We start from the raw sequence: 25,222 nt of genomic DNA, 5'->3' as shown, positions 1-25,222 counted from the left end.
TCAGGCCTCGCCCCGGTTGTCCCGTTCGTCCACCCCGTCCAGCAGTCGGGCAAGTCCCGGTGGCCAGACCGGCTCGCGTTCCTGGCTGAGTTCCCGGCGGGTCCACCAGCGCCAGGACAGGATGCCGTCCTGGGCGTGGGCGGTGGTGAGGTGGGGGCCGGTGGGGTCGCGGTGGGGGCCGTGGGTGACGTAGATGGTGTCGTGCTGGCGGACGGGCATGTCGAAGCGGGTGAAGTCGTGTTCCCAGGTGCACAGGAAGAGGCCCGGTTCGAGGTCGGTCCAGCCCGTCTCCTCGCGGAGCTCGCGCAGGGCGCCCTCGCGCGGCGTCTCGTCCCCGTCGAGGCCGCCGCCGGGCAGCGCCCAGTGGATGCCGACCTCGGGACTGTGGTAGCGGAAGAGGAACACCGCGCCGTCGGGGTCGAGTACGGCGACGCGGGCCGCCCGGCGGGGTGTGCGCAGCACCTTGCGCAACACGGCGCAGGGGCGGTCGAGTTGCCGGTCCCGCCGATGGTCGATCACCTCGTAACCGAGGGCGGTCCAGAAGGCGAGGCCCTTGGGGTTGGCGTCGAGCACGGCGAGGCGTACGGCGGTTCGGCCCGCCGTACGGAAACGGTCCTCGACGAGCGACGCCAACCGCCGCCCGTAGCCGCGCCGTTGGACCCCGGCATCCACCATCAGCAGCCCGATCCACGGGTCCGGGTCGGCCGGGTCGGGGTGGTGGGCCAGCGTGACGGCGATACCGACGAGCACACCCTCGCTACGGGCGAGCAGCACCTCGACGTCCGGATTCACCAGCTCATCGGCGAGCGCGGCCGCGACCTGCTCCGGCCGGATGTCGTCCGGGTCGGGAAAGTCACCGCTGAGGGCGTGGAACTCACGGTTGGAGGTGTAGAGAGCGGCGAGTTCGATGAGCAGCTCGGCAGGGAGGGCCCGGTCCGTGGTCGAGAGCCGTTCGAGAAGCATGGCAGACAGTATCGGGCGCCGACCTGGGCGCCCGCCGAGGACAGCGGGCTACCGCCTGGGCTTCGCCGCGTCCTCGTCGGGGTAGCGGGGCAGGTTGTCCCTGGAGATCGTCCAGTCGGCGATGGTGACGTCCTCGCCGTAGACGAAGTCCTTCCGGGCCGCGTAGCGGGGGCCGTCGGGGGGTGGGGTGGATGTCGGTGAGTACGGTGCCGGTGCGCCGGTACGGCGGGGAGACGGCGATGCCCACCCAGGTGTGGACGGCAAGATCGAGCTGCTGAAGCTTCCGGACGGATCGGCGGTGGGACGTTTGTCGAGATCGCGATAGCGCCCCGCACCATCCACATCCGCGACTCCAAGAACCTCGACGGCCCCCGCCTCACCGTCACCCCCACCACCTGGACCGCCTTCGTGTCCCAGGCGTGACGCCGGAGCCCCCGGCCGCGGCGAACCGCGCGGCCAGGGGCTCCCGCTCAGCGCAGCGGTGTGTCAGACGTTGACGCCGAAGTCCTGGGCGATGCCGACCAGGCCGGACGCGTAGCCCTGGCCGACCGCGCGGAACTTCCACTCCGCGCCGTTGCGGTACAGCTCGCCGAAGACCATCGCCGTCTCCGTGGCCGCGTCCTCGGAGAGGTCGTAGCGGGCGATCTCGGCGCCGCCGGCCTGGTTGACGATGCGGATGTAGGCGTTGCGGACCTGGCCGAAGTTCTGCGAGCGGGTCTCCGCGTCGTAGATGGAGACCGGGAAGACGATCTTGTCGATGTCGGCCGGGAGGGCCGCCAGGTTGACGTTGATCGCCTCGTCGTCGCCCTCGCCCTCACCGGTGCGGTTGTCGCCGGTGTGGACGATGGTGTTGTCCGGGGTCTGCTTGTTGTTGAAGAAGACGAAGTGGGCGTCCGAGTAGACCTTGCCCTGCGTGTTGACCGCGATCGCGGAGGCGTCGAGGTCGAAGTCCGTGCCGGTGGTGGTGCGGACGTCCCAGCCGAGGCCCACGGTGACGGCGGTCAGGCCCGGAGCCTCCTTGGTGAGCGAGACGTTGCCACCCTTGGACAGGCTTACAGCCATGGTTGGGAGTCCTTTCCCTCGTGTGCGTACGGCGCGGTACGGCGTACGGGCTTGAAGCTACAGCTACCCGTATGAACGCCACGAGGGGTACGGAAGGTTCCAGCTCTCTTTACTTTCTTTACCGAACTTCGGGTGAACGTTAATCGCGTGACGTGTGCCGGTCAGACGCGCGACCATGGGGGACATGTCCGGTCCCTACCTCATCCGCGGCTCCGTCTCGCTTCCCGAGGCCGAGCTCATGTGGCGTTTCTCGCGGTCGTCGGGGCCGGGAGGCCAGCACGTCAACACCAGCGACTCCCAGGTGGAGCTGCGCTTCGACCTGGCCAACACGGACGCGCTGCCCGAGGTGTGGAAGGCGCGGGCGCTGGAGCGGCTGGCCGGCCGCCTTGTCGACGGCGGCGTGGTCGTCGTACGCGCGTCCGAGCATCGCTCGCAGTGGCGTAACCGTGAGACCGCCGCCGTACGGCTGGCCGCCCTGCTCGCCGAGGCGAGCGCGCCGCCGCCGAAGCCGCGTCGGCCCACCCGGATTCCCCGCGGGATCAACGAGCGGAGGCTGCGGGAGAAGAAGCAGCGGTCCGAGACGAAGCGGGGGCGGTCCGGCCGGGACTGGGGGTAGGCCCCGGGCGGGAAAACCATGCTTGGCGCATTCGTAGAACGTCCTCTGTCACATCCAGGCCCCTCCGTCCGTCATGTCGTCGACAAGGGACCGGGGTGTGAGGAGTGACGAGTATGGATGCCAGCGAATTTCCCGCGGGGGCGGCCGGTAATGCGGAGGCCGGGAATGCGGACGGCAATGAATTCCTCGCCCGGCGCTTCGAATCACACCGGAGTCATCTGCGGGCGGTCGCCTACCGCATGCTCGGATCGGCCGACGAGGCCGACGACGCGGTCCAGGAGGCCTGGTTCCGGCTGAGCCGTACCGACGCCGGGCAGGTGGACAATCTGGGCGGCTGGCTGACGACGGTGGTGGGCCGGGTCTGTCTGGACATGCTGCGCTCGCGCAAGTCCCGCGCGGAGGAGCCGCTGGAGACGCACGCGCGCGTGGCGGAGGTCTCCGCCGCCGACCCCGAGCGGGACGCGCTGCTCGCCGACTCCGTGGGCGTCGCCCTGCTGGTCGTCCTGGAGACGCTGACGCCCCCGGAGCGGCTGGCGTTCGTGCTGCACGACCTGTTCGCGGTGTCCTACGAGGAGGTCGCGGACATCGTCGGGCGCAGTCCGGTGGCGGCGCGGCAGCTGGCCAGCCGGGCGCGTCGGCGGGTGCAGGGCGCGCAGGCTCCGGACGCCGACCGGGTACGGCAGCGGAGGGTCGTGAACGCCTTTCTGGCGGCCGCGCGGGAGGGGAACTTCGAGGCGCTGGTGGAGCTGCTGGACCCGGACGTCGTCGCCCGCACCGAGGTGGGTGTGACCACCGGCGCGGTCGCGGTGGCCAGGGGCGCCTCCAGCTTCCGGCACTTCGGCTACTCGGCCCGCCCTGCCCTGATCGGCGGCCGTACGGGCCTTGCGGTGTACGTGGAGGGGGAGCTGGACCGCACGCTCGCCTTCACGTTCGTACGGGACCGGATCGCGGTGATCGACATCGTGACGGACCACGCGCGCGTGGCGGCGCAGGACGTCGATCTCGTCGACTAGCCGTACTGACCCGTGAGGTCCAGCACGCCGACGGTCTGGCCGCCGCTCGTCTCGCCCGTGGTGCGGAAGCCGAGGCCCAGGTAGAAGCCCTCCGGGCCGTCTGGGCCGGGGTGCCATGTGACATAGCACTGCTTCCCGCCCCGGCGGCGGATCTCCTCGGCCACCGAGGCGACCGCGAACCGCCCGTATCCGCGTCCCTGTTCATCGGCCGCGATGTTCAGCCGCCACAGGCCCGAGCGGAAGCGCGTGCCGTCCTGGTTCCAGTCGATCTCGAGGAAGGCCATCAGGAAGCCGACGGCCCGGTCACCGTCGACGATCAGCCGGGGCCAGGCGACGTCCGGGGGACGGACGTAGGCCTCGGCGAGGGAGTGGGCGACGGGCGCGACCGCGTGTTCCTGGTCGGGCCGGACGCGGACGGCGAGGGCGGCCTCCAGGTTGGCGGTGGTGATCTCTTCGAGGCGGGGCCCGGTCGTCGTCATGCGCGCACCCTAGGAGGCCGTCACGTGCGCGTGCCACGCAATTAGTGCGCGCGCGTCACGGTCACCCCAACTGCCGGTAGCGCCCCCGGAAGTACGTCAGCGGCCCCCCGTCCGCACTCGGTACGTCCGCCGTCAGGACGCGGCCGATCACCAGGGTGTGGTCGCCGGCGATCACCCGCTGCTCGGTTCGGCACTCCAGGGTCGCCAGGGCGCCGCCCACCAGGGGCGCCCCGGTCGCCTTGCCGCGGACGTACGGGATGTCCTCGAAGAGGAGGCGGTCGCTGATGCGGCCCTTCATGGCGAAGCGGCCGGCGATGTGGCGCTGGCTCTCGGAGAGGACCGAGACCCCCCACAGGGGCTGTTCGTCGAGCAGGTCGTCCATGCGGGCGCCGGTGCGCAGGCTGACCAGCACCAGAGGCGGGTCGAGGGAGACCGACAGGAAGGCCGTCGCCGTCATGCCGACGTCCTCGCCGGCCGGCGCCGACGGGTCGTCGGGGTCCAGCGGCGGCTCCTGGGCGGTCACCAGGACCACGCCCGCGGCCAGCCGGGACATGGCGGCGCGGAACTCGTCGTTGCTCACCCCCTCAGCATGCCCGGCGGGCGACGGGACAGTGATCGGGGACGTGGCAAGGGATGTGTTCGGCACGCTCGAAACGCTAATCTCCCGTCCGCGCCGACCGCATCGGACGTCGGGCCGAGGCCGGACCTAGGACCACCGGCGGAGTTCGCCACATAACCAAAGTTCGCGTCCAGTAAACGCACAGGAAAAACGCAGAAACCCCACTCAATTGTTCATCTTTCGCTGTGACTTGAGTCACAAGAGGCGGGAATTGTTGACCCTGTGTACCGAGTGGGCAGCGCGCTGTGATTCAGTGGCGGGGAAGCTGCCAGAACGATACGCCGATGAGAACCCTTGATTCGCTGCGAGGTCTCGGGGGGAGGGCGAGTATGGAGACCGAGTCGGAGCCCTACGTCCGTCTTGCGACTCTGCGACAACTGCACCAGGTCATGGCCGATATGAACACGGCCCGCAGCCTGGCGGACACGCTGCAGACCGTCGCCGACGGTGTGGTCAACGGCCTCGGTTACGAGCTGGCGTGCGTCAACCTGGTCCGCCCCGACGGCGACCTCGTCGTCGCCGCCTTCGCCGGCAACGCCGCGGCCGAGGCGCTGATCACCGGCCGGGTCGGCTCCCGTGACTCCTGGGAGCGCCGCCTGGCCATGGGTGAGCACTGGGGCGACCTGGTCTTCATACCGCACACCGAGGGCTGGGTCCTCGACGACGACGACGTCCCGCAGTGGTACACCGACGGGCCCGCGCCCCGCTTCGAGGACGAGTGGCACCCCGCCGACCGGCTGTTCGCGCCCATGTACATGCCGAGCGCGCCCGGCGGCTCGTGCGGCGAGCTGATCGGCGTGCTGTCCGTGGACCGGCCGCGCAACGGCCGCCGACCGGGCGCATGGGGACGCGAAGCGCTCCAGATGTACGCGTTCCAGGCCGCGATCGCGATCAGCAACGCCCGGCTGCGTGCCAACATGCAGCGTGCACTGGTCAGGCTCGAAAGGGAGCAGCAGGCCCTCAGGGCGAGCGAGGAGAGCTTCCGGCAGGCCTTCGAGTACGCCCCCTCGGGCATGGCCATCGCCGAGATGGGCGGCGACCAGCACGGGCGAATACTGCGCACCAACGACGCCCTGTGCCGCCTCCTCGGCCGCCCCGCCTCCGCGATGCGCCGCTACTCCTTCTCCGACCTCGTCCACCCCGAGGACATAGGCACCCTGCTGCGGACCTCCGCCGAGGGCGGGCGCGCGGAGCTGCGCCTCGGCCGCCGGGACGGCACCTACGTCTGGGTCTCCCTGCGCAACTCCGTCGTCGCGGACGCCGCCGACGGCCCCCGCTTCCTGCTCACCCACGTCGAGGACATAGAGGAGCGCAAGCGCCGCGAGCTGCATCTCGCCCACCGCGCCTCCCACGACTCCCTCACCGGCCTGCCGAACTCCGCCGAACTCCGCTCGCGCCTGTCCTCCCGGCTCTGTCAGCGGGCCGCGCATCCCGGCGCCCTGGAGTCCCTGGACGCGGCCTACGGCCACCCCGCCTTCGACGTCAACGGCCACGGCTTCGACTTCCGGCCGGGCGGCGCCGAGATGTTCGACGGCTACGACCACCATGTGCACACCGTCGCCCCCGAGGGCGAGCGCGACGACGGCACCAAGGGGCTCGCGGTGCTCTTCTGCGACCTCGACGGCTTCAAGTCGATCAACGACCGGTTCGGGCACAACGCGGGCGACGCGGTGCTCATCGAGGTCGCCCGGCGGCTGTCCCGGGGGGTGCGCGACGGTGACACCGTGGCGCGTCTCGGCGGCGACGAGTTCGTGGTCCTCGCCGACGGGCTCGGCCGGGCCGACGCCCAGGACCTCGCCGTACGGCTGCGCAACGAGATCATCCAGCCCATCCGGGTCGACGGGCGGGCCATGCGGGTGGGCGCCAGCTTCGGCATCGGATGGGCACACTGCGGCATGACCGCGGACGAAGTGTTGAAGTCCGCTGACGAGCGGATGTACGTAGAGAAACGATCTCGTCCCAAACAGCACAGACGGGCGGGATGAACCCCCAGGTCAGGGGGCACATCCGCGAGACGATGCGATCCGAGTCACCCGTTTGGGGCATGGAGAGCGGGTAGGCTCGCCATTCTGACCCCACGTATCGCACCGACCCGCACCCGCTAGGAGTACCAAGGGATGACGTCCGGCAACAACGGCGCCAGCACGCCCGAGGACGACGACCCGTTCGGCTACCTCTACGCCGATGGGCAGGCCAATGGCGCCCAGCCGCCGTCCGGTGGCGGTGGCTACGGCTACCCGGGCTCGGTCAACCGGACGCGCGCGGTCGGCCAGCGGCAGTACGGGCAGCCGGCTCCGACGCAGCAGCAGTACGGCCAGTCGGCTCCGACGCAGCAGCAGACCGCCGCGTACGGTCAGGTGCCGCAGCAGCAGGGTGCGTACGGTCAGCCGAGCGCCCACTACGCGGCTCCCGAGACCTTCCCCGGCGGCGGCGCCCCGACGGCCCCGCAGCAGCAGCCGACGCGTGGCGGCCGCAGCGGTGGTCCCAACACCAAGGGGCTGCTGATCGGTGCGATAGCGGTGGTCGCCGCGGTGGTCATCGGCATCGGTGTGGCGATCATGGGCGGGGACGACTCGGACAACAAGGCGAGCGGCGACTCCACGCCGACGACGTCCACGTCCCAGAGCGCCCAGCCGAGCCAGTCGGCGAGCGCCAGCGCGGCAGCGGACCTTCCCAAGACCGACGCCAAGGACCTCCAGTTGGGGGGTGGCGCGACGGTCGCGTCGGACGTCGAGGGCGCGCAGTCTGACGGCGGCAGCTATGTCACCAACCTGAACAACCAGGGCGCGTCGGTCACGTGGACGATCGACGACATCCCCAAGGCGGGTGTCTACACCGTCTTCGCCTACTTCAGCGCGGCCGGCGAGGACCAGTCGATGACGCTCAGCGTCAACGGCAAGACCTTCGGAAGCAAGCTGAACCTGGGCAACTTCGCGCACGCCAAGGACGGCGACTTCGCGCACGGCTGGACCAAGACCTACGCCTGGCCCTCCCTCAAGCAGGGCACCAACACGATCACGCTCTCCTGCCAGGCCGGCGACAAGTGCAACGTCCTGCTCGACCAGCTGTGGCTGAAGGCGGGCCAGGTCAAGAACTAGCGGCCGGGATCAGGCAGCGGTGACCTCGCCCGTCACCGCGACCCGCCCCACCAGTTCCTCGTACGCGGCGCGGTCGAACTCGCCCGCCACCGGGGCCAGTACCGTCGCCGCTGACAGGGCTACCGCTCGGGACAGGCGGTCCGGCCAAGGGAGTTGTTCGACCAGGGCGGACAGGAGGCCCGCCACCGCGGAGTCGCCCGCGCCTGTGGGGTTGCCGTGGAGGTGGGTCGGTGGGGTGGCTCGCCAGCGGCCCTCGGGGGTGGCCGCGAGGAGGCCGTCCGAGCCGAGGGAGGTGACGACCGCCGTCGCTCCTCGTCGGCGGGCGTCCTGGGTGGCGCGCAGCGGTTCGTGGGAGCCGGTGAGTTCGGCCAGTTCGTCGGCGTTCGGTTTGATCAGGTCGGGGCGGGCCGCCACCCCTCGGCGCAGGGGTTCGCCGCTCGTGTCGAGGAGCACCGGAACGCCCGCCGCCCGGGCCAGACGGACCAGGACGGCGTACGCCCCCACCGGCACCCCCGGCGGCAGGCTGCCGCACAGGGCCACCGCCGACATGGAGGGCAGCAGGTCCTCGTACGCATCCTGGAAGACCGACCACTCGGCGGCCGTGACGGTCGGGCCCGGTTCGTTGAGCTGGGTCGTGTCGCCGGAGGTCGTGTCGACGACGGCGATCGTGCGGCGGGTCGGGCCGGCGACCGGGACGAGGGCGTCCACCAGTCCGGGCGTGGCCGTCAGTTGCTCCCGCACCGTGCGGCCCGTTGCGCCGCCCGTGAAGCCGGTGACCGTCACCTCATGGCCGAGGGCCGCCAGCACCCGGGCCACGTTCAGGCCCTTGCCGCCGGGGCGTTCCGCCACGTCCGTCACCCGGTGCGAGGTGTGCGGACGCAGCGCCCGGATGCGGTACGTGATGTCGAGAGCGGTGTTCAGCGTGACCGTGAGGATCACCTGGGCCGACCTCCCCCGGAGAAAGACATGCAGAACGTGGTCGTCCTATTTTCACAGGACGACCGCCGCCCTCAACAGCCGGACAGATCACCCCAGTTGCGGATCGACCACCCATTCACCCCGGCGCATCACGCCCTTGAGGTCGAATTGATGGTCAAGAAGCACCAGGTCGGCGTCCTTGCCGGCCTCCAGCGAGCCGATCCGGTCGTCCATGCCGAGCAGCCGGGCGGGGTTCGCCGAGATCGCGGCCACCACGTCCTCGACGGACAGCCCGTCCACGGTGACCGCCCGCTTGAACGCACGGTCCAGCGTGAGCGTCGACCCGGCGATGGAGCCGCCCTCCACCAGCCGCGCCACGCCCTCGCTGACCTCGACCTCCAGGGGGCCGAGCAGATACCGACCGTCGCCGACGCCTGCGGCATCCATCGCGTCGGTGATCAAAGCGACTCGCGAGGCGCCCGCGTGGTGGAACGCCAACTGGAGGGCCGCCGGGTGCAGATGCGTGCCGTCGTTGATGAGTTCGACGGTGATGCGCTCGTCCTCGAGGAGAGCGGTGATCGGGCCCGGGGCACGGTGACCGATCTGGGGCATCGCGTTGAACAGGTGCGTCGCGACCCTCGCCCCCGCCTCGATGGCCTCCACCGTCTGCTCGTACGTCGCGTCCGTGTGACCGATCGCCGCGATCACCCCCTGCTCGGCGAGCAGCCGTACGGAGTCGACACCGCCGGGCAGTTCGGTGGCCAGAGTCATCATCTTCGCCTTGCCGCGCCCTGCGTCGATCAGTTTGCGCACCTCCGCGGGGTCGGGGTCGCGCAGCAGTTCCTCGGAGTGGGCGCCCTTGCGGCACGGCGAGATGAACGGTCCCTCGAAGTGGATGCCCGCCAGGTCGCCCTGCTCGGCCAGCTCCGACAACAGGCCGGCCTGCTTGACCAGGAAGTCCATGTCGTCCGTGACCGTGGAGGCGAGGAGGGTGGTGGTGCCGTGGAGATGGTGGGTGCGGATGGCCTTCAGTACGTCGTCCACCGGCCCGGAGAAGGACGCCCCGCCCCCGCCATGGTTGTGGATGTCGACGAACCCCGGCACCAGCCAGTGCCCCGAGACGTCGACGACCTCGGCGTTCTCGGGAGCCGTGGCCGCGATCCGCGTGTCCTCTACGACGACACGGCCGTCGGGGACGACCCCTGTGGGCAGCACCACCCGGGCACCGGCGAGAACCTTGGTAGAACCCATCAGGTGGTTACCTCCGTGCGGTCGGTTGAGTTGAGGAGATCCCAGGCCAGCAGCCCGGCACCGAGACAGCCCGCCGCGTCCCCCAGCGCCGCGGGGACGATCGACGGCAGCTTCTGGAAGGTCACCCGGCGCCCGACCGCCTCCCGCAGCGGTGTGAACAGGGTTTCCCCCGCCTCCGCGAGCCCGCCGCCGATGATCAGCGTGCGCGGGTCCAGCAGGGTGAGGGCGGTGACCAGACCGTCAGCCAGCGCGTCGACCGCCTCCTGCCAGACCCGGACGGCGTTCGGATCGCCGGACGCGACGGCCTTCGCGCAGTCGGCGGCGTCCGCGCCGGGGTCACCGGTGGCGGCGGCCCAGGCCTCGCTAACGGCCGCCGCGGAGGCGTACCGCTCCAGGCAGCCGACCTGGCCGCACGGACAGGGGGCGCCCCCGGGTCGTACGACGATGTGACCGATCTCGCCCGCGAAGCCGTGCGCGCCCGCCTCCACCCGGCCCGCTATGCCGATGGCACCCGCGATGCCGGTGCCGAGGGGGACGAAGAGGAAGCGGTCCGCGCCCCGGCCCGCGCCGATCCGGCCCTCCGCGAGTCCGCCGGTGCGCACGTCGTGGCCGAGGGCGACGGGCACGCCGAGCCGCCGGGACAGCAGGTCGCGCAGGGGTACGTCCCGCCAGCCGAGGTTGGCCGAGTACGCGGCCACGCCCCGCGGCTCGTCGACGATGCCGGGGACGGCCACGCCGGCCGCGGTGGCGGGTGCGCCGAAGCGGTCGGCGCCGTGGGCGCGCAGCTCGGCGGCGAAGTCGAGGATGCCCTCGACCACGGCGTCCGGGCCGCGTTCGCGTCCGGTCGCCCGGCGAGCCTGGTGCAGCAGCTCGCCGCCGGCGCCGACGAGCGCGGCCTTCATCCCGGTTCCGCCCACATCGAGGGCGATGACATGTCTCACGGGATGTAGTGTGGCCCGCTGACCCGCGAGAGGTCTAGTCCACTTACGTGGTGTAGACCTTAAAACGGTCCACATATTGAACGGCGAGACAGTTGGGGCGTGGCATAGCAGTGCAGCGGCGCAGGACGGGAACGGCGGCGGCGGTCGCCGCGCTGGGCATGACGGCGGCCCTGAGCGGCTGCGGTGTCACCGGCGGTTCGGGAGACGTGACCCTGAGACTGGTCGCGGCGGACTACGGTGACTCCGCCGCCAACAGCTCGCAGAAGTACTGGGACCGGCTGGTCGGGGAGTACGAGGCGAAGCACGCCGGTGTGAAGATCGACGTCACCGTCTACTCCTGGAACGACGTCGACCGCAAGGTCAAGGAGATGGTCGACGACGGCAAGGCGCCCGACCTGGCACAGATCGGCGCGTATGCCGACTACGCCGACAAGGGCCTGCTGTACACGGCGGACGACCTGCTCTCCATCAGCACCCAGGCCGACTTCGCCTCCCAGCTGGCCACCGCCGGGCAGGTCAACAGCGTGCAGTACGGGATGCCGTTCGCGGCCTCCACCCGGCTGCTGTTCTACAACAAGACCCTCTTCAAGAACGCCGGGCTCAGCGCGCCGAGGACCTGGAAGCAGCTCGCCGCGGACGCCGAGGTGCTCAAGGCGCGGGGCGTGAAGTACCCGTACGCGCTGCCGCTCGGGCCGGAGGAGGCGCAGGCCGAGACCATGCAGTGGATGCTCAGCGGCGGGGGCGGCTACACCGACACCGTCGGCACGTACGGCATCGACTCGGCGGAGAACGTCGCCACCCTCAACTGGCTCAAGGACGACCTGGTCGGCAAGGGGCTGACCGGGCCGGTCGCGCCGGGCAAGCTCAACCGGGCCGACGCGTTCGCGGCCTTCGCGAAGGGGGAGGTCGGCATGCTCAACGGGCACCCCTCGCTGATGAAGATCGCCGCGAAGAAGGGCGTGAAGTTCGGCATGGTGCCGATGCCCGGCGCCGACGGGCCGAGCACGACCGCGATGGGTGTGGCCGACTGGATGATGGCCTTCAAGAAGAACGGCCACGCCGAGCAGGTCGGTGACTTCCTGGACTTCGTCTACAGCGAGAAGAACGTCCTCGCCTTCTCCCGCGAGTACGACCTGCTGCCGGTCACCAACTCCGCGTCCGACGCGATGAGCGGCGACCAGCGGGACGCCGCGCTCAAGCCGTTCCTGGACGAGCTTCCGCAGTCCGAGCTGCCGCCGGTCGGCAAGACGTCCTGGGCGGCGGTCAGCGCGGCGGTCAAACAGCGCATAGGCCAGGCGGTCGCCCCGAACGGCAGCCCGGCGGCCGTCCTCGGCCGGCTGCAGTCCACGGCGACCAGGGCGGAGAGCTCCGACTAGGCACCCCTGGCCGGGGGTGGCTGTCAGTGGCGGGCGCTACGGTTCGTCACATGGACCGGGAAGACCAGCTGGGGGAGCGCGAGCGGGCCGTCCTCGCCCTGGAGCGCCGGGGTTTCACGGGCCCCGGCGCGAAGGAGCGGGCGATACGGGAGGAGCTGGGGCTCGCCCCGGTCCGCTACTACCAGCTGCTCAACGCCCTCCTGGACGACGAGCGCGCACTGGCCCACGACCCGGTGACGGTGAACAGACTGAGAAGGGTGCGCGATCAGCGGCGCTCGGAACGCTGACGCTTCCCGCACGCCGACCGCCGGTTCGCGCGCACCCCGGCTGCCGGTTTCCGCGCACCCCGCGTCGAGGGTCGCGGCACGCCGGCCGTGACAGCTGTCGTGCATTCCAGGAGGAGGGTTGCCGCGCACGCCGCGCCATCTCCGCGCTTCCCGCGCCGACGGTTGCCGCGCCTGCTCGGCTGACGGTTTGCCCGTGCCCCGTGTCGAGGGTTTCCGCGCCTGCTCGGCTGACGGTTTGCCCGTGCCCCGTGTCGAGGGTTTCCGCGCCTGCTCGGCTGACGGTTCGCCCGCGCCCCGCGCTGACGGTTTCCGCGCCCGGGCGGCTGACGGTTCCCGCGTGCCCCGTGTCGAGGGTTTCCGCGCACCAGCGGCTGACGGTCCCGCGACCCCGCGCCCGCGATTCCCGCGCACCCCACGCCCGCCATTTCCGCGCACCCCAGCCGCCCCCCAGCCGGCCGTTCTCGCTCACCCCCGGGCCGCGCATGTCTCGGCGCATCCCGGTTAGGGTCCCCGTATGGGTACCCATACGGACACGGATCCCCTGCCGACGCCTGTGACCCGGGCCGGGCGGGACGGGCTCGGTGCGATTCTCGCGAATCCCGGGAAGGCCGTGATCGGCCTTGACTTCGACGGGACGCTCGCTCCGATCGTTGCGGACCCCGAACAGGCCCGCGCCCACCCCGACGCCGTTCCCGCGCTGGCCCGGCTCGCCCCGAAGGTGGCCGCGGTCGCGGTCGTCACCGGGCGCCCGGCGGAGGTGGCCGTCCGGCACGGCGGCTTCGCGGGCGTGCCGGGACTGGAGCACCTGGTCGTCCTCGGCCACTACGGCGCCGAGCGCTGGGACGCGGGGAGCGGCGAGGTCACGGCCCCGGCGCCGCACCCCGGGGTCGCCGCCGTCCGCGCCGAACTGCCCGGGTTCCTCGACCGGGCCGGCGCCGGGCAGGCGCAGGGCACCTGGATCGAGGAGAAGGGCCGTGCGCTGGCCGTGCACACCCGCCGGGCGAGTGACCCGCAGGCGGCGTTCGAGGCCTTGCGCGGGCCGCTGGGCGACCTCGCGGCACGGCACGGCCTGATCGTGGAGCCCGGCCGGCTGGTCCTGGAACTCCGCCCCCCGGGCATGGACAAGGGCGTGGCCCTGAGTGAGTACGTCCGTGAGATCTCCGCCGGGGCCGTCCTCTACGGCGGCGACGACCTGGGCGACCTCCCGGCGTTCGGGGCGGTGGAGAAGCTGCGCTCCGACGGGGTGCCCGGACTACTGGTGTGCAGCGGGAGCGACGAGGTCACGGAGCTGAGGGAGAGGGCGGACCTGGTGGTCGACGGCCCGGCAGGGGTCGTACACCTCCTGTCCGCCCTGGCGGCTCAACTCGGCTGATCCACCAGCGCGTTCAGCTGGTCCAGGAACCACTGCGCCGGCGGCAGCGCGGTGGCGGCCGCCGCCAGCCGCTTGCCGCGCTCGGCCAGCTCCTCGGCCGGCAGGGTCAGCGCCGTGTGCAGCGCCTCCGCCGTGCCGATCACGTCGTACGGGTTCACCGTGATCGCGTCCTCGCCCAGCTCGGCGTGGGCGCCGGCCTCGCGGGACAGCACCAGGACGCAGCCGTCGTCGGAGACGACCGGAACCTCCTTGGCGACCAGGTTCATGCCGTCGCGGATCGGGTTGACGAGCGCCACGTCGGCCAGGCGGTAGGCGGCCAGCGAGCGCGCGAAGTCGTCCTTCACGTGCAGCACCACGGGGGTCCAACCAGGCGTTCCGTACCGGGAGTTGATCTCCTCCGCCAGCCGCTGCACCTCGGCGGTGTAGTCGCGGTACACGGCGAGGTCCTGCCGCGAGGGGTAGGCGAAGGCCACGTGCACGACCCGCTCCCGCCACTCCGGGTGGTCGTCGAGCAGCTGCCGGTACGCCAGCAGCCCGCGCACGATGTTCTTCGACAGCTCGGTCCGGTCGACCCGCACGATCGTCTTCCGGCCCGCACCGATCTCCTCGCGCAGGGCGGCCATCCGCTCCACGACGTCGTTTTCGTGCGAGCGCTGCCGCAGGAAGTCCGCGTCCGCCCCGAGCCCGTGCACGCCGACCTCGGTGTTCCCGAGCCCGCCCACCAGTTCCGTACAGGCCGTGAACGCGTCCGCCCAGCGCCGGGTCAGGAAGCCCAGCCGGTCGGCGCCCAGCATGCCGCGCAGCACCTGCTCCGCGATGTCGTCCGGCAGCATCCGGAAGTAGTCCACCGGCGCCCACGGCGTATGCGAGAAGTGACCGATCCTGAGGTCCGGGCGCAGCTCGCGCAGCATTCCCGGCACCAGCGTCAGGTGGTAGTCCTGCACCAGCACCGCGGCGCCCTCCGCCGCCTCCTCGGCCAGCGCCTCGGCGAACGCCCGGTTGTACGTCTCGTACGACGCCCACTGCCGTCGGAACTCCGCGTCGAAGACCGGCTCCAGCGGGGTCTGGTACAGCATGTGGTGGACGAACCAGAGCACCGAGTTGGCGATGCCGTTGTACGCGTCGGCGTGCACGTCGGCCGGGATGGCGAGCATGCGCACGCCCTCCTCGCCGACGCCCTGCCGTACCGCCTCCCGGTCGCCGTCGGACAGCGCGGAGCACACCCACAGGGCGCCCGCGTCGGGCCCGATCGCCGACAGACCGGAGACCAGCCCGCCGCCGCCCCGTTTGGCGGCCAGCGAGCCGTCCTCCTGTACCTCGTACGAGACCGGGCCGCGGTTGGACGCGACCAGCACCTGATGAGCGCCGTGCGTGGAAGCCATACGCCTCAACCTAGCCCGGCCCGGAAACACTCAAACGTATGGCCGGTTCACGGCCTCGCCCCGTATACGGCCCGCTCCGAGGGGTTACGCGACCTTGCGCTCCGCGTACTCCGCGATCTCCGCCATGGGCGGCCGCTCCTCGGTGTCCACCGAATAGGTGCGCGGCTCGAAGCCGTCCTCGCCCCGCTCGAACTGGGTGAGGGAGGGACGGATGAGGTGGCCTCGGGCGAGCCGGAGCTGGGCCGTGCGGTAGATGGCGGCGGCCATGCGGCCCAGGGCCTGTCCGTCCTGGTGCCGGTGCTTGCGGACGCCGACGTCGACCTGGGCGAGGGCGTCGAGGCCGACCAGGTGCAGGGCGTCGACCAGCATGCCGAGTTCCACGCCGTAGCCGACGGGGAAGGGCAGCTGTTCCAGCAGGCTGCGGCGGGCCGCGTACTCGCCGCCGAGCGGCTGGACGAAACCGGCCAGTTGTGGCCAGTGCATGTTGAGCAGCGGGCGGGCCATGAGTTCGGTGACCCGGCCGCCCTGGCCGCTCGCGCCGGCGAGCGGGCGGTCGTACATGCCCTTGACCAGGTCGATCCCCGGGTCGGTGAGCAGCGGGCCGACGATGCCGGAGACGAAGTCGGAGGAGAACTCCTTCAGGTCTGCGTCGATGAAGCAGACGATGTCCCCGGTGGTGGCCAGCAGCGAGCGCCACAGCACCTCGCCCTTGCCGGGTACGGCCGGGAGGCGGGGCAGGATGTCGTCGCGGTGGACGACCCGCGCGCCGGCCGACGCGGCGACCGCCGACGTGCGGTCGGTGGAGCCGGAGTCGACGACCACGATCTCGTCGACCAGCGGGACCTGCTGCATCAGGTCGTGACGGATGATCGCGACGATGTCGCCTACCGTCTCCTCCTCGTTCAGCGCGGGCAGCACGACGGACACCGTCCGGCCCGTTCGTTGCTTGGCGGCCAGGATCTGGTGGAGCGGTCGGTCGGTGACGGACCAGGAGCGGGTGCTCAGCCAGCGCTCGACTTCTTCCAGCACGTAGGCGGCTCCTCACTTGTCTCGCGGTTCGGACGACTCTCTCAACTGTCCTGGCCTTCGGTTACAGTCTTGAACAACGTCGATGACCATCGCATGTCCGAGGTCATTGAACGTACAACCGAATACCGCTCATCCAGAGGGGCAGAGGGACACGGCCCGATGAAGCCCCGGCAACCCTCCAGCCGGTCTCGTAGATCGACGTTGATCATTCCGCGAGGCTCCCGGCTAGGGAAGGTGCCAAATCCGTCTCACGGCGAGATGCGTCGTGAGGAAGATGAGGAGAAAGGGCCTCGCCTCACATGGCTGCGCAGACTGTTGCAAGCACCACCGACTCCCAGGCCGTCGACCTCGGTCCCGCCGCGGCGCTGAGCTGCCGCGAATGCGGCCACCGGGTACCGCTCGGCCCGGTCTTCGCCTGCGAGGAGTGTTTCGGCCCGCTCGAGATCGCGTACGACTTCTCGGTCTACGACACCGAGGAACTCCGCAAGCGGATCGAGGCGGGACCTTCGAACATCTGGCGTTACGCGCCGCTGCTGCCCGTTCCGGCGGACGTGGCGACCAAGCCGAACATCAACCCCGGCTGGACCAAGCTCGTCAAGGCCGACAACCTCGCGCGCGAGCTGGGCGTGACCGGTGGCCTGTACGTCAAGGACGACTCCGGCAACCCGACGCACTCCTTCAAGGACCGTGTCGTCGCCCAGGCCCTGGAGGCCGCGCGCGCCTTCGGCTTCACCACCCTCTCCTGCTCCTCCACCGGCAACCTCGCGGGCGCGGTCGGCGCCGCCGCCGCCCGGGCCGGCTTCCGTTCCTGCGTGTTCATCCCGCACGACCTGGAGCAGGGCAAGGTCGTCATGGCCGCGGTCTACGGCGGTGAACTCGTCGGCATCGAGGGCAACTACGACGACGTGAACCGCTTCTGCTCCGAGCTGATCGGCGACCCGGCCGGCGAGGGCTGGGGCTTCGTCAACGTCAACCTGCGGCCGTACTACGCGGAGGGCTCCAAGACCCTGGCGTACGAGATCTGCGAGCAGCTCGGCTGGAAGCTGCCCGACCAGCTGGTGGTGCCGATCGCCTCCGGCTCCCAGCTGACGAAGATCGACAAGGGGCTGCAGGAGCTGATCAAGCTCGGGCTCGTCGAGGACAAGCCGTACAAGATCTTCGGCGCGCAGGCCGAGGGGTGCAGCCCGGTCTCCGTCGCGTACAAGGCGGGGCACGACGTGGTCCGGCCGCAGAAGCCGAACACCATCGCCAAGTCGCTGGCCATCGGCAACCCGGCGGACGGCCCGTACGTCCTGGACATCGCACGGCGTACCGGCGGTGCGGTGGAGGACGTGAACGACGAGCAGATCGTCGATGCGATTCGGCTGCTCGCGCGGACCGAGGGCATCTTCGCGGAGACCGCCGGTGGGGTGACCGTCGGAGTGACGAAGAAGCTGATCGAGGCGGGTGTGCTGGATCCGGCGCTGACGACGGTCGTGCTGAACACGGGGGATGGGCTGAAGACGCTGGATGCGGTGGCCGGGACCGGGTTGACTGCGACCATTCGTCCCAGCCTGGAGTCGTTCCGCGAGGCTGGTCTCGTATAACCCGTCGTCGTCTGCGGGCCGGTCGGGGCTGGTCGCGCCCACGCGGCGGTAGCCGCACATTGGACACAGCCCCGCGGCCCTTGAAAGCCATCACCCGACCGGAGGTCTCATCGTGAGCGTCAACGTCCGCATCCCCACCATCCTGCGCACCTACACCGGCGGCCAGGCCGAAGTGAGCGCCGAAGGCGCGACCCTGGCCGAGGTCATCGCCGATCTGGAGAAGAACCACACCGGGATCGCCGCCCGGGTCCTCGACGACCAGGGCAAGCTGCGGCGGTTCGTCAACGTGTACGTCAACGACGACGACGTGCGGTTCGAGCAGGGGCTGGAGACGGCCACCCCGGACGGTGCGGGCGTCTCGATCATTCCCGCGGTCGCCGGCGGCTGACCGGATGACCGATCATTACCGTCGGTAACAGCGATTACCGAGTGTTCATCGAATTGCCTCCTCCGCGAGAGAAACGGAGGGGGCAATTCTGCATGGTTGAGCACGGTACAGTTGGGGAACCTGCTGCCTCCCGCATGCCGAACGCATATGAGTGCCGTCTCCGGATGCGATGAGAAGTAGCCAAAGTGTGCGCGTCTTTTGCGCCTTATGCGCCCTTTATGGGGCCCGACTTGCCCTGAATTCGGGTGAATTCTCACTACATTCCGGACCCCTGACGTCCAGAATTCTCGTCCGATTGACCTGTTGCAGACGGCAGTTGGACAGATACATTCAGCCGCGGTCGACGCGTTCCGGCGCACGCCCCCAAACCGTGGGGGGTGAGGTCTGACCCGGACCCGCGAAGTGCGGGTCTGTGCAAGGGCCAGTAATAGGGGAGTTAGGCATGGCTCAGGGCACCGTCAAGTGGTTCAACGCGGAGAAGGGGTACGGCTTCATCGCGGTCGACGGTGGTGCGGATGTTTTCGTCCACTACAGCGCCATCCAGATGGACGGGTACCGCACCCTGGAAGAGGGCCAGCGGGTCGATTTCGAGATCTCGCAGGGTCAGAAGGGGCCGCAGGCGGACATGGTCCGACTCGCGACCAGCTGAAGCACGCGCCGGGTAGATAGCAGCGTCGTTCTTCTGTTTTCTTCGAAGGGCTCGTACCCCATGGGGAGTCATGGGTACGGGCCCTTCGGCATGTCTGCGTCAAGCGGCCCCGGATCCCCTGCGAGACCTGCCCAGTACCCGGGAGGCGCTTGCACTCGGCATGCCCGAGTGCTAATCATTGGCGTTAGCACTCTGAAGGTGAGAGTGACAAAGAAGGACCGGGTCGGTGAGGCCCGCAGGCCGGGTGGGGCAAGGAACCCACGGGTCGGCGAGCCGTCCGTCGCGGGCGCGGGCGCGGTCCGAAGGAATCACCCCCAGTCCTGGAGGGACCACTTCACATGGCCAAGATCATCGCGTTCGACGAGGAGGCGCGGCGCGGCCTCGAGCGCGGCATGAACCAGCTCGCGGACGCCGTGAAGGTGACGCTCGGCCCCAAGGGCCGCAACGTCGTCCTCGAGAAGAAGTGGGGCGCCCCCACGATCACCAACGATGGTGTCTCCATCGCCAAGGAGATCGAGCTCGAGGACCCGTACGAGAAGATCGGCGCCGAGCTGGTCAAGGAAGTCGCCAAGAAGACGGACGACGTCGCCGGTGACGGTACGACCACCGCGACCGTGCTCGCCCAGGCCCTGGTCAAGGAGGGTCTGCGCAACGTAGCCGCCGGCGCCAACCCGATGGCCCTCAAGCGCGGTATCGAGAAGGCCGTCGAGGCCGTCTCCGGTGCCCTGCTCGAGCAGGCGAAGGATGTCGAGACCAAGGAGCAGATCGCCTCCACGGCCTCCATCTCCGCCGCCGACACCCAGATCGGCGAGCTCATCGCCGAGGCGATGGACAAGGTCGGCAAGGAAGGCGTCATCACCGTCGAGGAGTCCCAGACCTTCGGTCTGGAGCTGGAGCTCACCGAGGGTATGCGCTTCGACAAGGGCTACATCTCGGCGTACTTCGCCACCGACATGGAGCGGATGGAGGCGTCGCTCGACGACCCGTACATCCTGATCGCCAACTCCAAGATCGGCTCCGTCAAGGACCTGCTCCCGCTCCTCGAGAAGGTCATGCAGTCGGGCAAGCCGCTGCTGATCATCGCTGAGGACGTCGAGGGCGAGGCCCTGTCGACCCTGGTCGTCAACAAGATCCGCGGCACCTTCAAGTCCGTCGCCGTCAAGGCCCCGGGCTTCGGCGACCGCCGCAAGGCCATGCTCGGCGACATCGCCATCCTCACGGGCGGCGAGGTCATCTCCGAGGAGGTCGGCCTCAAGCTGGAGAACGCCACCCTCGACCTGCTGGGCAAGGCCCGCAAGGTGGTCATCACCAAGGACGAGACCACCATCGTCGACGGTGCCGGCGACAGCGACCAGGTCGCGGGCCGCGTGAACCAGATCCGCGCCGAGATCGAGAACAGCGACTCGGACTACGACCGCGAGAAGCTGCAGGAGCGCCTGGCGAAGCTCGCCGGCGGTGTCGCGGTCATCAAGGCCGGTGCCGCCACCGAGGTGGAGCTCAAGGAGCGCAAGCACCGCATCGAGGACGCCGTCCGCAACGCGAAGGCCGCCGTCGAGGAGGGCATCGTCGCCGGTGGTGGCGTGGCCCTCATCCAGGCCTCCTCGGTCTTCGAGAAGCTGGAGCTCGTGGGTGACGAGGCGACCGGCGCCAACGCCGTGCGCATCGCGCTCGAGGCCCCGCTGAAGCAGATCGCCGTCAACGCCGGCCTCGAGGGCGGCGTCGTGGTGGAGAAGGTCCGCAACCTCACCCCGGGTCACGGCCTCAACGCCGCGACCGGTGAGTACGTCGACCTGGTCAAGGAAGGCATCATCGACCCGGCGAAGGTGACCCGCTCTGCCCTGCAGAACGCCGCCTCCATCGCCGCGCTCTTCCTCACCACCGAGGCCGTCATCGCCGACAAGCCGGAGAAGGCCGCCGCGCCCGCCGGTGGCGGCATGCCGGGCGGTGACATGGACTTCTGATCGACCTCGGGGCCTCGGCCCCGGTTGATCGACGTCCTTACGGAGGGCGGCACTTCCTGCTCCGGCAGGGGGTGCCGCCCTTCGGCGTGTCCGGGGTCACAGGGCAGCCGGAAATGCCGTGACGCGTGGGGCGGTTGACGCTGAAAGCAGTGTCTATGCGTATGCACATACCGAGGAGTTTCCCCGCGTGACCGCCACCACCTCCCGCGCCGCCGAGATCCTGTCCCGGCCCACCGCGATCAACGGCCTGACCGTCCCCAACCGCATCGTGATGGCGCCGATGACCCGCCAGTTCTCCCCGGGCGGAGTCCCCGGCGAGGACGTCGCGTCGTACTACTCCCGCCGGGCCGCCGCCGGAGTCGGCCTGATCGTCACCGAGGGCACCTACGTCGGCCACGAGTCGGCGGGGAACAGCGGCCGCGTCCCGCGCTTCCACGGTGACGAGCAGCTCGCGGGCTGGCAGAAGGTCGCCGAGGCGGTGCACACGGCGGGCGGCACGATCGTGCCGCAGCTGTGGCACATCGGCATGGTGCGCGAGCAGGGTCAGGCGCCGTACGCCGACGCGCCCGCCGTCGGTCCGTCCGGCATCCGCCTCGACGGCACCGAGGGCAAGGGCGCCACGATGACCCAGCGCGACATCGACGACGTCATCGGCGCGTTCGCCGAGGGCGCGGCCGCGGCGGAGCGGATCGGGTTCGACGGCGTGGAGCTGCACGGCGCGCACGGCTACCTGATCGACCAGTTCCTGTGGGCCGGCACGAACCGGCGCGCCGACGCGTACGGCGGTGACCACCTCGCCCGTACGAAGTTCGCGGCGGAGATCGTGGCGGCCGTACGGGAGACGGTGTCGCCGGAGTTCCCGATCATCTTCCGGTACTCGCAGTGGAAGTCGGACAACTACGACGCTCGGCTCGCCGAGACGCCGGAGGAGCTGGAGGCGGTGCTCGCGCCGCTGGCCGCGGCCGGGGTCGACGCGTTCCACGCGTCCACGCGCCGTTACTGGTTGCCCGAGTTCGAGGGCGCCGACCTCAACCTGGCCGGGTGGACGAAGAAGCTGACCGGCAAGCCGACGATCACGGTGGGCTCGGTCGGTCTCGACGGGGACTTCATCCGCGGCTTCGCGGGCGAGGGCTCGCCGGTCCGCGGCATCGACGACCTGCTGGACAGCCTGGAGCGGGAGGAGTACGACCTGGTCGCCGTCGGCCGGGCGCTGCTTCAGGACCCCGAGTGGGCGGCGAAGGTGCTGGCCGGCCGCCTCGAGGAGCTCCGCCCCTACGACGCGACGGCGCTGCGCTCGCTGAGCTGACGCCGGGGGCGATCACGTGGGGCGCGCGTCCCTGGGAGCTTAGCCATGGACCGGGACTTGGAACCTGGGACCTGAGACAGCGGACCTGGGACCGCGCCCCCGGACGGGTACAGGATGACCGCATGACCCTCGCCCGCTCCGCAACGCCCTTCGACGTCGACGGCATCGTCGCCACCTTCACCTCCGCCTTCCTCCATGACCCCGTGTGGGGGCCGGCCTTCCCCGACGAGGGGCGGCGGGCGGAGCAGGCGGCCGTGATGTGGCGGATCTACGCCACCTCCGCCCTCCGCTACCCCTGGACCCTGGTGACCCCGGACGTCGAGGCCGCCGCCCTCTGGATCCCGCCCGGCGGCGTCGAGCTGACGCAGGACGAAGTGGACGGTCTGGAGGGGCGGTTGGCCGAGGCCACCGACCCCGTCACCGCCCGGGGGATCATGGAGGTCGGGGAGCTGTTCGAGGAGGCGCACCCGGCCGAGCCGTTCTTCCACCTCACCATCCTCGGCACGCACACCGATCACCGGGGCAAGGGCCTCGGGATGGGCCTGCTGTCCGAAAGCCTCGCCCGCATCGACGAGTTGGGCGCGCCCGCCTACCTGGAGTCGACCAATCCCGCCAATCTCAAGCGGTACGAGAGCGTCGGCTTCACCGCCCGGGACCGGATCACCCTTCCCGGCGGTCAGGTGGTGACGACGATGTGGAGGCCGGGGGCGGCCTGATGGTGCGCGGTTGGTTGATTCAAGCAAGCTCTTTGGGTTTGAGTGGGTAGCCGAGCCGTGTTGCCCGTCCCCTGTGTGAGGAGCCGACGATGACGACAGCCGAGGGTCTGGTCGTGAGCACCGTGGCCGGTGCCGTGCGCGGACGGGAGGAGGGCGGGCTGACGGTCTTCCGGGGAATCCCGTTCGCCGAACCGCCGGTGGGGGAGGGCCGGTTCGGTGCGCCGCGGCCGGTGCGGGCGTGGGAGGGGACGCGTGAGGCGTACGCCTTCGGTCCGCCGCCCCCGCAGGAGTCCGGGTTCCAGGGGCGTACGGCCGTGCTCGACGTGCCCGAGGGCGACGACTGGCTGACCGTGAACGTCTGGACGCCGGAGGCGGACCCCGCCGCCCGCCGCCCGGTCATGGTGTGGATCTACGGCGGCGCCTACAAGCTCGGCCACTCCGGCAGCCCCGGCTACGACGCCCGGCGCATCGCGCACGACGGCGACCTGGTCGTCGTCACCCTCAACTACCGGGTCGGTGTCGAGGGGTTCGCGCAGATCGAGGGGGCGCCCGCCAACCGGGGGCTGCTCGACCAGGTCGCCGCGCTGGAGTGGGTGCGGGACAACATCACGGCGTTCGGCGGTGACCCCGGGCAGGTCACCGTCTTCGGGGAGTCGGCGGGGGCCGGGTCCGTGGCGGCGCTGCTGGCGATGCCGAGGGCGCGGGGGCTGTTCCGGCGGGCGGTCGCGCAGAGCGTGCCGGGGACGTACTTCTCCGCCGAACTGGCCCGGGACATCGCCTCGGAGATCGCGGCGGAGGCGGGTCTGCGGCCGACCGTCGCCGATCTGTCGACCCTCGATCCCCGGCAACTGACCGCTCCCGGTGAGGCGTTGGGGGCCAGGATGCGGGCGTACGAGGCCCGTTGGGGGCAGGTGGCGCCGACGTCGACCCCCTTCTCGCCGGTGGTGGACGGCGAGGTGTTGCCCACGACTCCGTGGCGGGCGTTGGCGGACGGCGCGGCACGGGACGTGGAGCTGCTCGTGGGGCACAACCGGGACGAGTACCGGCTGTTCCTCGTCATGGGCGGGATGCTCGACAAGATCGGTGAGGAACAGGCGAGTTGGGCGCTGCGGACCTTCGCGCCGGGAGGGGCGGAGGGCGAGCGGTCGTACCGTGCCGCCTTCCCGGACGCGACGCCCGTCGAGCTGTTCGAACGGGTACACACGGACTGGCTGTTCGGGATGCCGAGCCTGCGGCTGGCCCAGGCGCAGGTCGTGGGCGGGGGACGGGCGCACATGTACGAGCTGACCTGGCCGGCGCCGGGTGCCGGGGGTGTGCTCGGGGCCTGCCACGGGCTGGACATCCCGCTGCTGTTCGGCACGTTCGAGGCGGACCTGGGGGCACTGCTGTTCGCGGGGAGCGGGGTTCCGGCCGAGGCGGAGGAGCTGTCGGCGCGGTTCCGGCAGGCGTGGACGGCGTTCGCGCGGACCGGCGACCCGGGCTGGCCCGCGTACGAGGACGAGGGCCGTCAGGTCCAGGTCCTCGACGTCAAGCCGGAGGTGCGGGCCTACCCCGAGGAGACGTCACGACGGCTTTGGGAAGGGTACGAGTTCGGAGCGCTCCCCCTGCTGCGCCCCTAGAGGTTCCCCAGCGGCTCGATGTCGACGTGCACCGGGGTGCCCCACACCCGCAGCACCTCGTAGTCGGTGAACTCGTGCACGAGCCGGTACGCCATGGCGGGGCGCGGCCCACGACGCTGGGCGGCGAGATACAACTCGGCCTCGCGCCGGTCCCGCCTCGGGGTGCCGCACAGCTGCCACGCCTGCCCGTTCCACGCCTCCGGCAGCCAGCGCTGCTGGGGCTGGGGGCGGTCGGCGCTGACGCCGTAGCGGGAGGGGACGGTCTCGGTCGGCGTCTGGGGCAGGGGGCCACCGTTGAACTCGGCGCGGCGGGCCGCCCGGCGCCGGGTCTCGCAGAGCAGGCAGAGGTCGGGCGCGCTCTCGTCGACGGGGCCGGTGGGGTGCTCGGGGCACCGGGTGGCGGGCGCGGCACCGGTCACGCTCTCGTCGAGCAGATCCAGAGCCCGCCGGAGATCGGCCTTGACCTCGTGCAGCTTGGCATCGGGCGTGTCGGCACCGAGTGCCTCCCCATGCTCGCCGAGAACACGAAGAGCACGGCCTAGGGCGGTGAGCTGGGCGTGGTTCATGGATGAGACTCCGGTTTTCACGGCG

The 25,222-nt window shown here is 70.7% G+C and carries 26 protein-coding genes and 1 riboswitch; of the genes, 15 read left to right on the top strand and 11 right to left on the bottom strand.

The genetic code is table 11. From position 1 onward, the window contains the following. Complete coding sequence (locus ABZZ74_RS10730; RefSeq protein WP_356763264.1) at positions 1-963, bottom strand: bifunctional GNAT family N-acetyltransferase/NUDIX hydrolase; 963 nt, start codon at positions 961-963, stop codon at positions 1-3. Positions 964-1,011: 48 nt separating this feature from the next. Continuing rightward, on the bottom strand, positions 1,012-1,227 hold the full coding sequence (locus ABZZ74_RS10725) for a hypothetical protein (protein ID WP_356763262.1): 216 nt from the start codon (positions 1,225-1,227) through the stop codon (positions 1,012-1,014). Between the two features lie 27 nt (positions 1,228-1,254). Between ABZZ74_RS10725 and ABZZ74_RS10720 the strand changes: the two genes are divergently transcribed. Then, entirely contained in the window at positions 1,255-1,386 is a 132-nt protein-coding gene (locus ABZZ74_RS10720) for a DUF397 domain-containing protein (protein WP_356763307.1), read from the top strand. A 63-nt stretch (positions 1,387-1,449) separates the two neighbouring features. Here the strand turns inward: ABZZ74_RS10720 and ABZZ74_RS10715 are convergent, their stop codons facing one another. Further along, a complete protein-coding gene (locus ABZZ74_RS10715; RefSeq protein WP_356763260.1) occupies positions 1,450-2,025 on the bottom strand; it encodes a TerD family protein in 576 nt (191 codons plus the stop codon). 175 nt (positions 2,026-2,200) lie between these two features. On the opposite strand from ABZZ74_RS10715, the gene arfB reads away from it, so the two are divergent. Together arfB and ABZZ74_RS10705 are read left to right on the top strand one after the other, a co-directional pair. Next, positions 2,201-2,641: an alternative ribosome rescue aminoacyl-tRNA hydrolase ArfB gene (gene arfB / locus ABZZ74_RS10710; protein ID WP_356763258.1), complete on the top strand. Its 441-nt coding sequence runs from the start codon at positions 2,201-2,203 to the stop codon at positions 2,639-2,641. A gap of 113 nt (positions 2,642-2,754) precedes the next feature. Beyond that, a complete protein-coding gene (locus ABZZ74_RS10705) occupies positions 2,755-3,654 on the top strand; it encodes a sigma-70 family RNA polymerase sigma factor (protein WP_356763256.1) in 900 nt (299 codons plus the stop codon). Here ABZZ74_RS10705 and ABZZ74_RS10700 read toward each other — a convergent pair. After that, positions 3,651-4,133: a GNAT family N-acetyltransferase gene (locus ABZZ74_RS10700; protein WP_356763254.1), complete on the bottom strand. Its 483-nt coding sequence runs from the start codon at positions 4,131-4,133 to the stop codon at positions 3,651-3,653. The two genes, ABZZ74_RS10705 and ABZZ74_RS10700, sit on opposite strands and share 4 nt — an antisense overlap. Before the next feature lie 61 nt (positions 4,134-4,194). Then, the gene (locus tag ABZZ74_RS10695; RefSeq protein ID WP_133045673.1) at positions 4,195-4,779 is read right to left on the bottom strand and encodes a flavin reductase family protein; all 585 of its coding nucleotides are present in this window, start codon (positions 4,777-4,779) and stop codon (positions 4,195-4,197) included. A 302-nt stretch (positions 4,780-5,081) separates the two neighbouring features. Between ABZZ74_RS10695 and cdgB the strand changes: the two genes are divergently transcribed. Continuing rightward, complete coding sequence (gene cdgB, locus ABZZ74_RS10690; RefSeq protein WP_356763252.1) at positions 5,082-6,737, top strand: diguanylate cyclase CdgB; 1,656 nt, start codon at positions 5,082-5,084, stop codon at positions 6,735-6,737. 132 nt (positions 6,738-6,869) lie between these two features. Then, on the top strand, positions 6,870-7,850 hold the full coding sequence (locus tag ABZZ74_RS10685) for a carbohydrate-binding protein (RefSeq protein ID WP_356763250.1): 981 nt from the start codon (positions 6,870-6,872) through the stop codon (positions 7,848-7,850). A gap of 9 nt (positions 7,851-7,859) precedes the next feature. Here the strand turns inward: ABZZ74_RS10685 and ABZZ74_RS10680 are convergent, their stop codons facing one another. The 3 genes from ABZZ74_RS10680 to ABZZ74_RS10670 all read right to left on the bottom strand — a co-directional run bounded on the left by ABZZ74_RS10680 (position 7,860) and on the right by ABZZ74_RS10670 (position 10,960). Next, positions 7,860-8,789, bottom strand: coding sequence for a 1-phosphofructokinase family hexose kinase (locus ABZZ74_RS10680; RefSeq protein ID WP_356763248.1), 930 nt, complete (start codon positions 8,787-8,789; stop codon positions 7,860-7,862). 87 nt (positions 8,790-8,876) lie between these two features. After that, positions 8,877-10,019, bottom strand: a complete 1,143-nt coding sequence (nagA, locus tag ABZZ74_RS10675) for an N-acetylglucosamine-6-phosphate deacetylase (RefSeq protein ID WP_356763246.1) — start codon at positions 10,017-10,019, stop codon at positions 8,877-8,879. Then, positions 10,019-10,960, bottom strand: a complete 942-nt coding sequence (locus ABZZ74_RS10670; RefSeq protein WP_356763244.1) for an ROK family protein — start codon at positions 10,958-10,960, stop codon at positions 10,019-10,021. The genes nagA and ABZZ74_RS10670 overlap by 1 nt, the downstream gene beginning before the upstream one ends. 110 nt (positions 10,961-11,070) lie before the next feature. Here ABZZ74_RS10670 and ABZZ74_RS10665 point away from each other — a divergent pair, with 110 nt between their 5' ends. The 3 genes from ABZZ74_RS10665 to otsB all read left to right on the top strand — a co-directional run bounded on the left by ABZZ74_RS10665 (position 11,071) and on the right by otsB (position 13,995). Further along, positions 11,071-12,336, top strand: coding sequence for an extracellular solute-binding protein (locus tag ABZZ74_RS10665; RefSeq protein WP_356763242.1), 1,266 nt, complete (start codon positions 11,071-11,073; stop codon positions 12,334-12,336). 50 nt (positions 12,337-12,386) lie between these two features. Continuing rightward, the gene (locus ABZZ74_RS10660) at positions 12,387-12,623 is read left to right on the top strand and encodes a DUF3263 domain-containing protein (RefSeq protein ID WP_356763240.1); all 237 of its coding nucleotides are present in this window, start codon (positions 12,387-12,389) and stop codon (positions 12,621-12,623) included. A gap of 514 nt (positions 12,624-13,137) precedes the next feature. Beyond that, entirely contained in the window at positions 13,138-13,995 is an 858-nt protein-coding gene (gene otsB, locus ABZZ74_RS10655) for a trehalose-phosphatase (RefSeq protein WP_356763238.1), read from the top strand. Here the strand turns inward: otsB and ABZZ74_RS10650 are convergent. Next, entirely contained in the window at positions 13,983-15,377 is a 1,395-nt protein-coding gene (locus ABZZ74_RS10650; RefSeq protein WP_356763235.1) for a trehalose-6-phosphate synthase, read from the bottom strand. The genes otsB and ABZZ74_RS10650 overlap by 13 nt on opposite strands. A gap of 84 nt (positions 15,378-15,461) precedes the next feature. Then, complete coding sequence (locus tag ABZZ74_RS10645; RefSeq protein ID WP_356763233.1) at positions 15,462-16,406, bottom strand: glucosyl-3-phosphoglycerate synthase; 945 nt, start codon at positions 16,404-16,406, stop codon at positions 15,462-15,464. A 126-nt stretch (positions 16,407-16,532) separates the two neighbouring features. Continuing rightward, positions 16,533-16,687, top strand: a riboswitch (SAM riboswitch). Between the two features lie 18 nt (positions 16,688-16,705). Between ABZZ74_RS10645 and thrC the strand changes: the two genes are divergently transcribed. The 7 genes from thrC to ABZZ74_RS10610 all read left to right on the top strand — a co-directional run bounded on the left by thrC (position 16,706) and on the right by ABZZ74_RS10610 (position 24,631). Further along, positions 16,706-17,992 (top strand): threonine synthase, encoded by a 1,287-nt coding sequence (thrC, locus tag ABZZ74_RS10640; RefSeq protein WP_356763231.1) that lies wholly within the window; start codon positions 16,706-16,708, stop codon positions 17,990-17,992. Between the two features lie 112 nt (positions 17,993-18,104). Then, positions 18,105-18,380 (top strand): MoaD/ThiS family protein, encoded by a 276-nt coding sequence (locus ABZZ74_RS10635; RefSeq protein WP_058924632.1) that lies wholly within the window; start codon positions 18,105-18,107, stop codon positions 18,378-18,380. 442 nt (positions 18,381-18,822) lie between these two features. Further along, positions 18,823-19,029, top strand: a complete 207-nt coding sequence (locus ABZZ74_RS10630) for a cold-shock protein (protein ID WP_019057200.1) — start codon at positions 18,823-18,825, stop codon at positions 19,027-19,029. Positions 19,030-19,367: 338 nt separating this feature from the next. Next, positions 19,368-20,990 carry a chaperonin GroEL gene (groL, locus tag ABZZ74_RS10625; protein ID WP_356763229.1) on the top strand — a complete coding sequence of 541 codons (1,623 nt, stop codon included), beginning with the start codon at positions 19,368-19,370 and terminating at the stop codon, positions 20,988-20,990. A 187-nt stretch (positions 20,991-21,177) separates the two neighbouring features. Beyond that, positions 21,178-22,296: an NADH:flavin oxidoreductase gene (locus ABZZ74_RS10620; protein WP_356763227.1), complete on the top strand. Its 1,119-nt coding sequence runs from the start codon at positions 21,178-21,180 to the stop codon at positions 22,294-22,296. A gap of 122 nt (positions 22,297-22,418) precedes the next feature. Next, positions 22,419-23,012, top strand: coding sequence for a GNAT family N-acetyltransferase (locus ABZZ74_RS10615; RefSeq protein ID WP_356763225.1), 594 nt, complete (start codon positions 22,419-22,421; stop codon positions 23,010-23,012). 89 nt (positions 23,013-23,101) lie between these two features. Next, a complete protein-coding gene (locus ABZZ74_RS10610) occupies positions 23,102-24,631 on the top strand; it encodes a carboxylesterase family protein (protein WP_356763223.1) in 1,530 nt (509 codons plus the stop codon). Here the strand turns inward: ABZZ74_RS10610 and ABZZ74_RS10605 are convergent. Further along, positions 24,628-25,197: a hypothetical protein gene (locus ABZZ74_RS10605; RefSeq protein ID WP_356763221.1), complete on the bottom strand. Its 570-nt coding sequence runs from the start codon at positions 25,195-25,197 to the stop codon at positions 24,628-24,630. The genes ABZZ74_RS10610 and ABZZ74_RS10605 overlap by 4 nt on opposite strands. Positions 25,198-25,222: the final 25 nt, after the last annotated feature.

Source organism: Streptomyces sp. NPDC006476 (assembly GCF_040612015.1).
In the GTDB taxonomy this organism is placed as follows: domain Bacteria; phylum Actinomycetota; class Actinomycetes; order Streptomycetales; family Streptomycetaceae; genus Streptomyces; species Streptomyces griseorubiginosus_B.
This window is presented reverse-complemented; position numbering and strand designations above follow the sequence as displayed.

What these genes read in the sequence shown, in the direction of transcription:
- ABZZ74_RS10660 (WP_356763240.1), top strand. Translation starts at nt 12,387, where the DNA reads ATGGACCGGGAAGACCAGCTGGGGGAGCGCGAGCGGGCCGTCCTCGCC.
- ABZZ74_RS10705 (WP_356763256.1), top strand. Translation starts at nt 2,755, where the DNA reads ATGGATGCCAGCGAATTTCCCGCGGGGGCGGCCGGTAATGCGGAGGCC.
- arfB (WP_356763258.1), top strand. Translation starts at nt 2,201, where the DNA reads ATGGGGGACATGTCCGGTCCCTACCTCATCCGCGGCTCCGTCTCGCTT.
- ABZZ74_RS10700 (WP_356763254.1), bottom strand. Translation starts at nt 4,133, where the DNA reads ATGACGACGACCGGGCCCCGCCTCGAAGAGATCACCACCGCCAACCTG.
- ABZZ74_RS10685 (WP_356763250.1), top strand. Translation starts at nt 6,870, where the DNA reads ATGACGTCCGGCAACAACGGCGCCAGCACGCCCGAGGACGACGACCCG.
- ABZZ74_RS10610 (WP_356763223.1), top strand. Translation starts at nt 23,102, where the DNA reads ATGACGACAGCCGAGGGTCTGGTCGTGAGCACCGTGGCCGGTGCCGTG.
- ABZZ74_RS10615 (WP_356763225.1), top strand. Translation starts at nt 22,419, where the DNA reads ATGACCCTCGCCCGCTCCGCAACGCCCTTCGACGTCGACGGCATCGTC.
- ABZZ74_RS10630 (WP_019057200.1), top strand. Translation starts at nt 18,823, where the DNA reads ATGGCTCAGGGCACCGTCAAGTGGTTCAACGCGGAGAAGGGGTACGGC.
- ABZZ74_RS10730 (WP_356763264.1), bottom strand. Translation starts at nt 963, where the DNA reads ATGCTTCTCGAACGGCTCTCGACCACGGACCGGGCCCTCCCTGCCGAG.
- cdgB (WP_356763252.1), top strand. Translation starts at nt 5,082, where the DNA reads ATGGAGACCGAGTCGGAGCCCTACGTCCGTCTTGCGACTCTGCGACAA.
- ABZZ74_RS10605 (WP_356763221.1), bottom strand. Translation starts at nt 25,197, where the DNA reads ATGAACCACGCCCAGCTCACCGCCCTAGGCCGTGCTCTTCGTGTTCTC.
- ABZZ74_RS10650 (WP_356763235.1), bottom strand. Translation starts at nt 15,377, where the DNA reads ATGGCTTCCACGCACGGCGCTCATCAGGTGCTGGTCGCGTCCAACCGC.
- nagA (WP_356763246.1), bottom strand. Translation starts at nt 10,019, where the DNA reads ATGGGTTCTACCAAGGTTCTCGCCGGTGCCCGGGTGGTGCTGCCCACA.
- ABZZ74_RS10715 (WP_356763260.1), bottom strand. Translation starts at nt 2,025, where the DNA reads ATGGCTGTAAGCCTGTCCAAGGGTGGCAACGTCTCGCTCACCAAGGAG.
- thrC (WP_356763231.1), top strand. Translation starts at nt 16,706, where the DNA reads ATGGCTGCGCAGACTGTTGCAAGCACCACCGACTCCCAGGCCGTCGAC.
- otsB (WP_356763238.1), top strand. Translation starts at nt 13,138, where the DNA reads ATGGGTACCCATACGGACACGGATCCCCTGCCGACGCCTGTGACCCGG.
- groL (WP_356763229.1), top strand. Translation starts at nt 19,368, where the DNA reads ATGGCCAAGATCATCGCGTTCGACGAGGAGGCGCGGCGCGGCCTCGAG.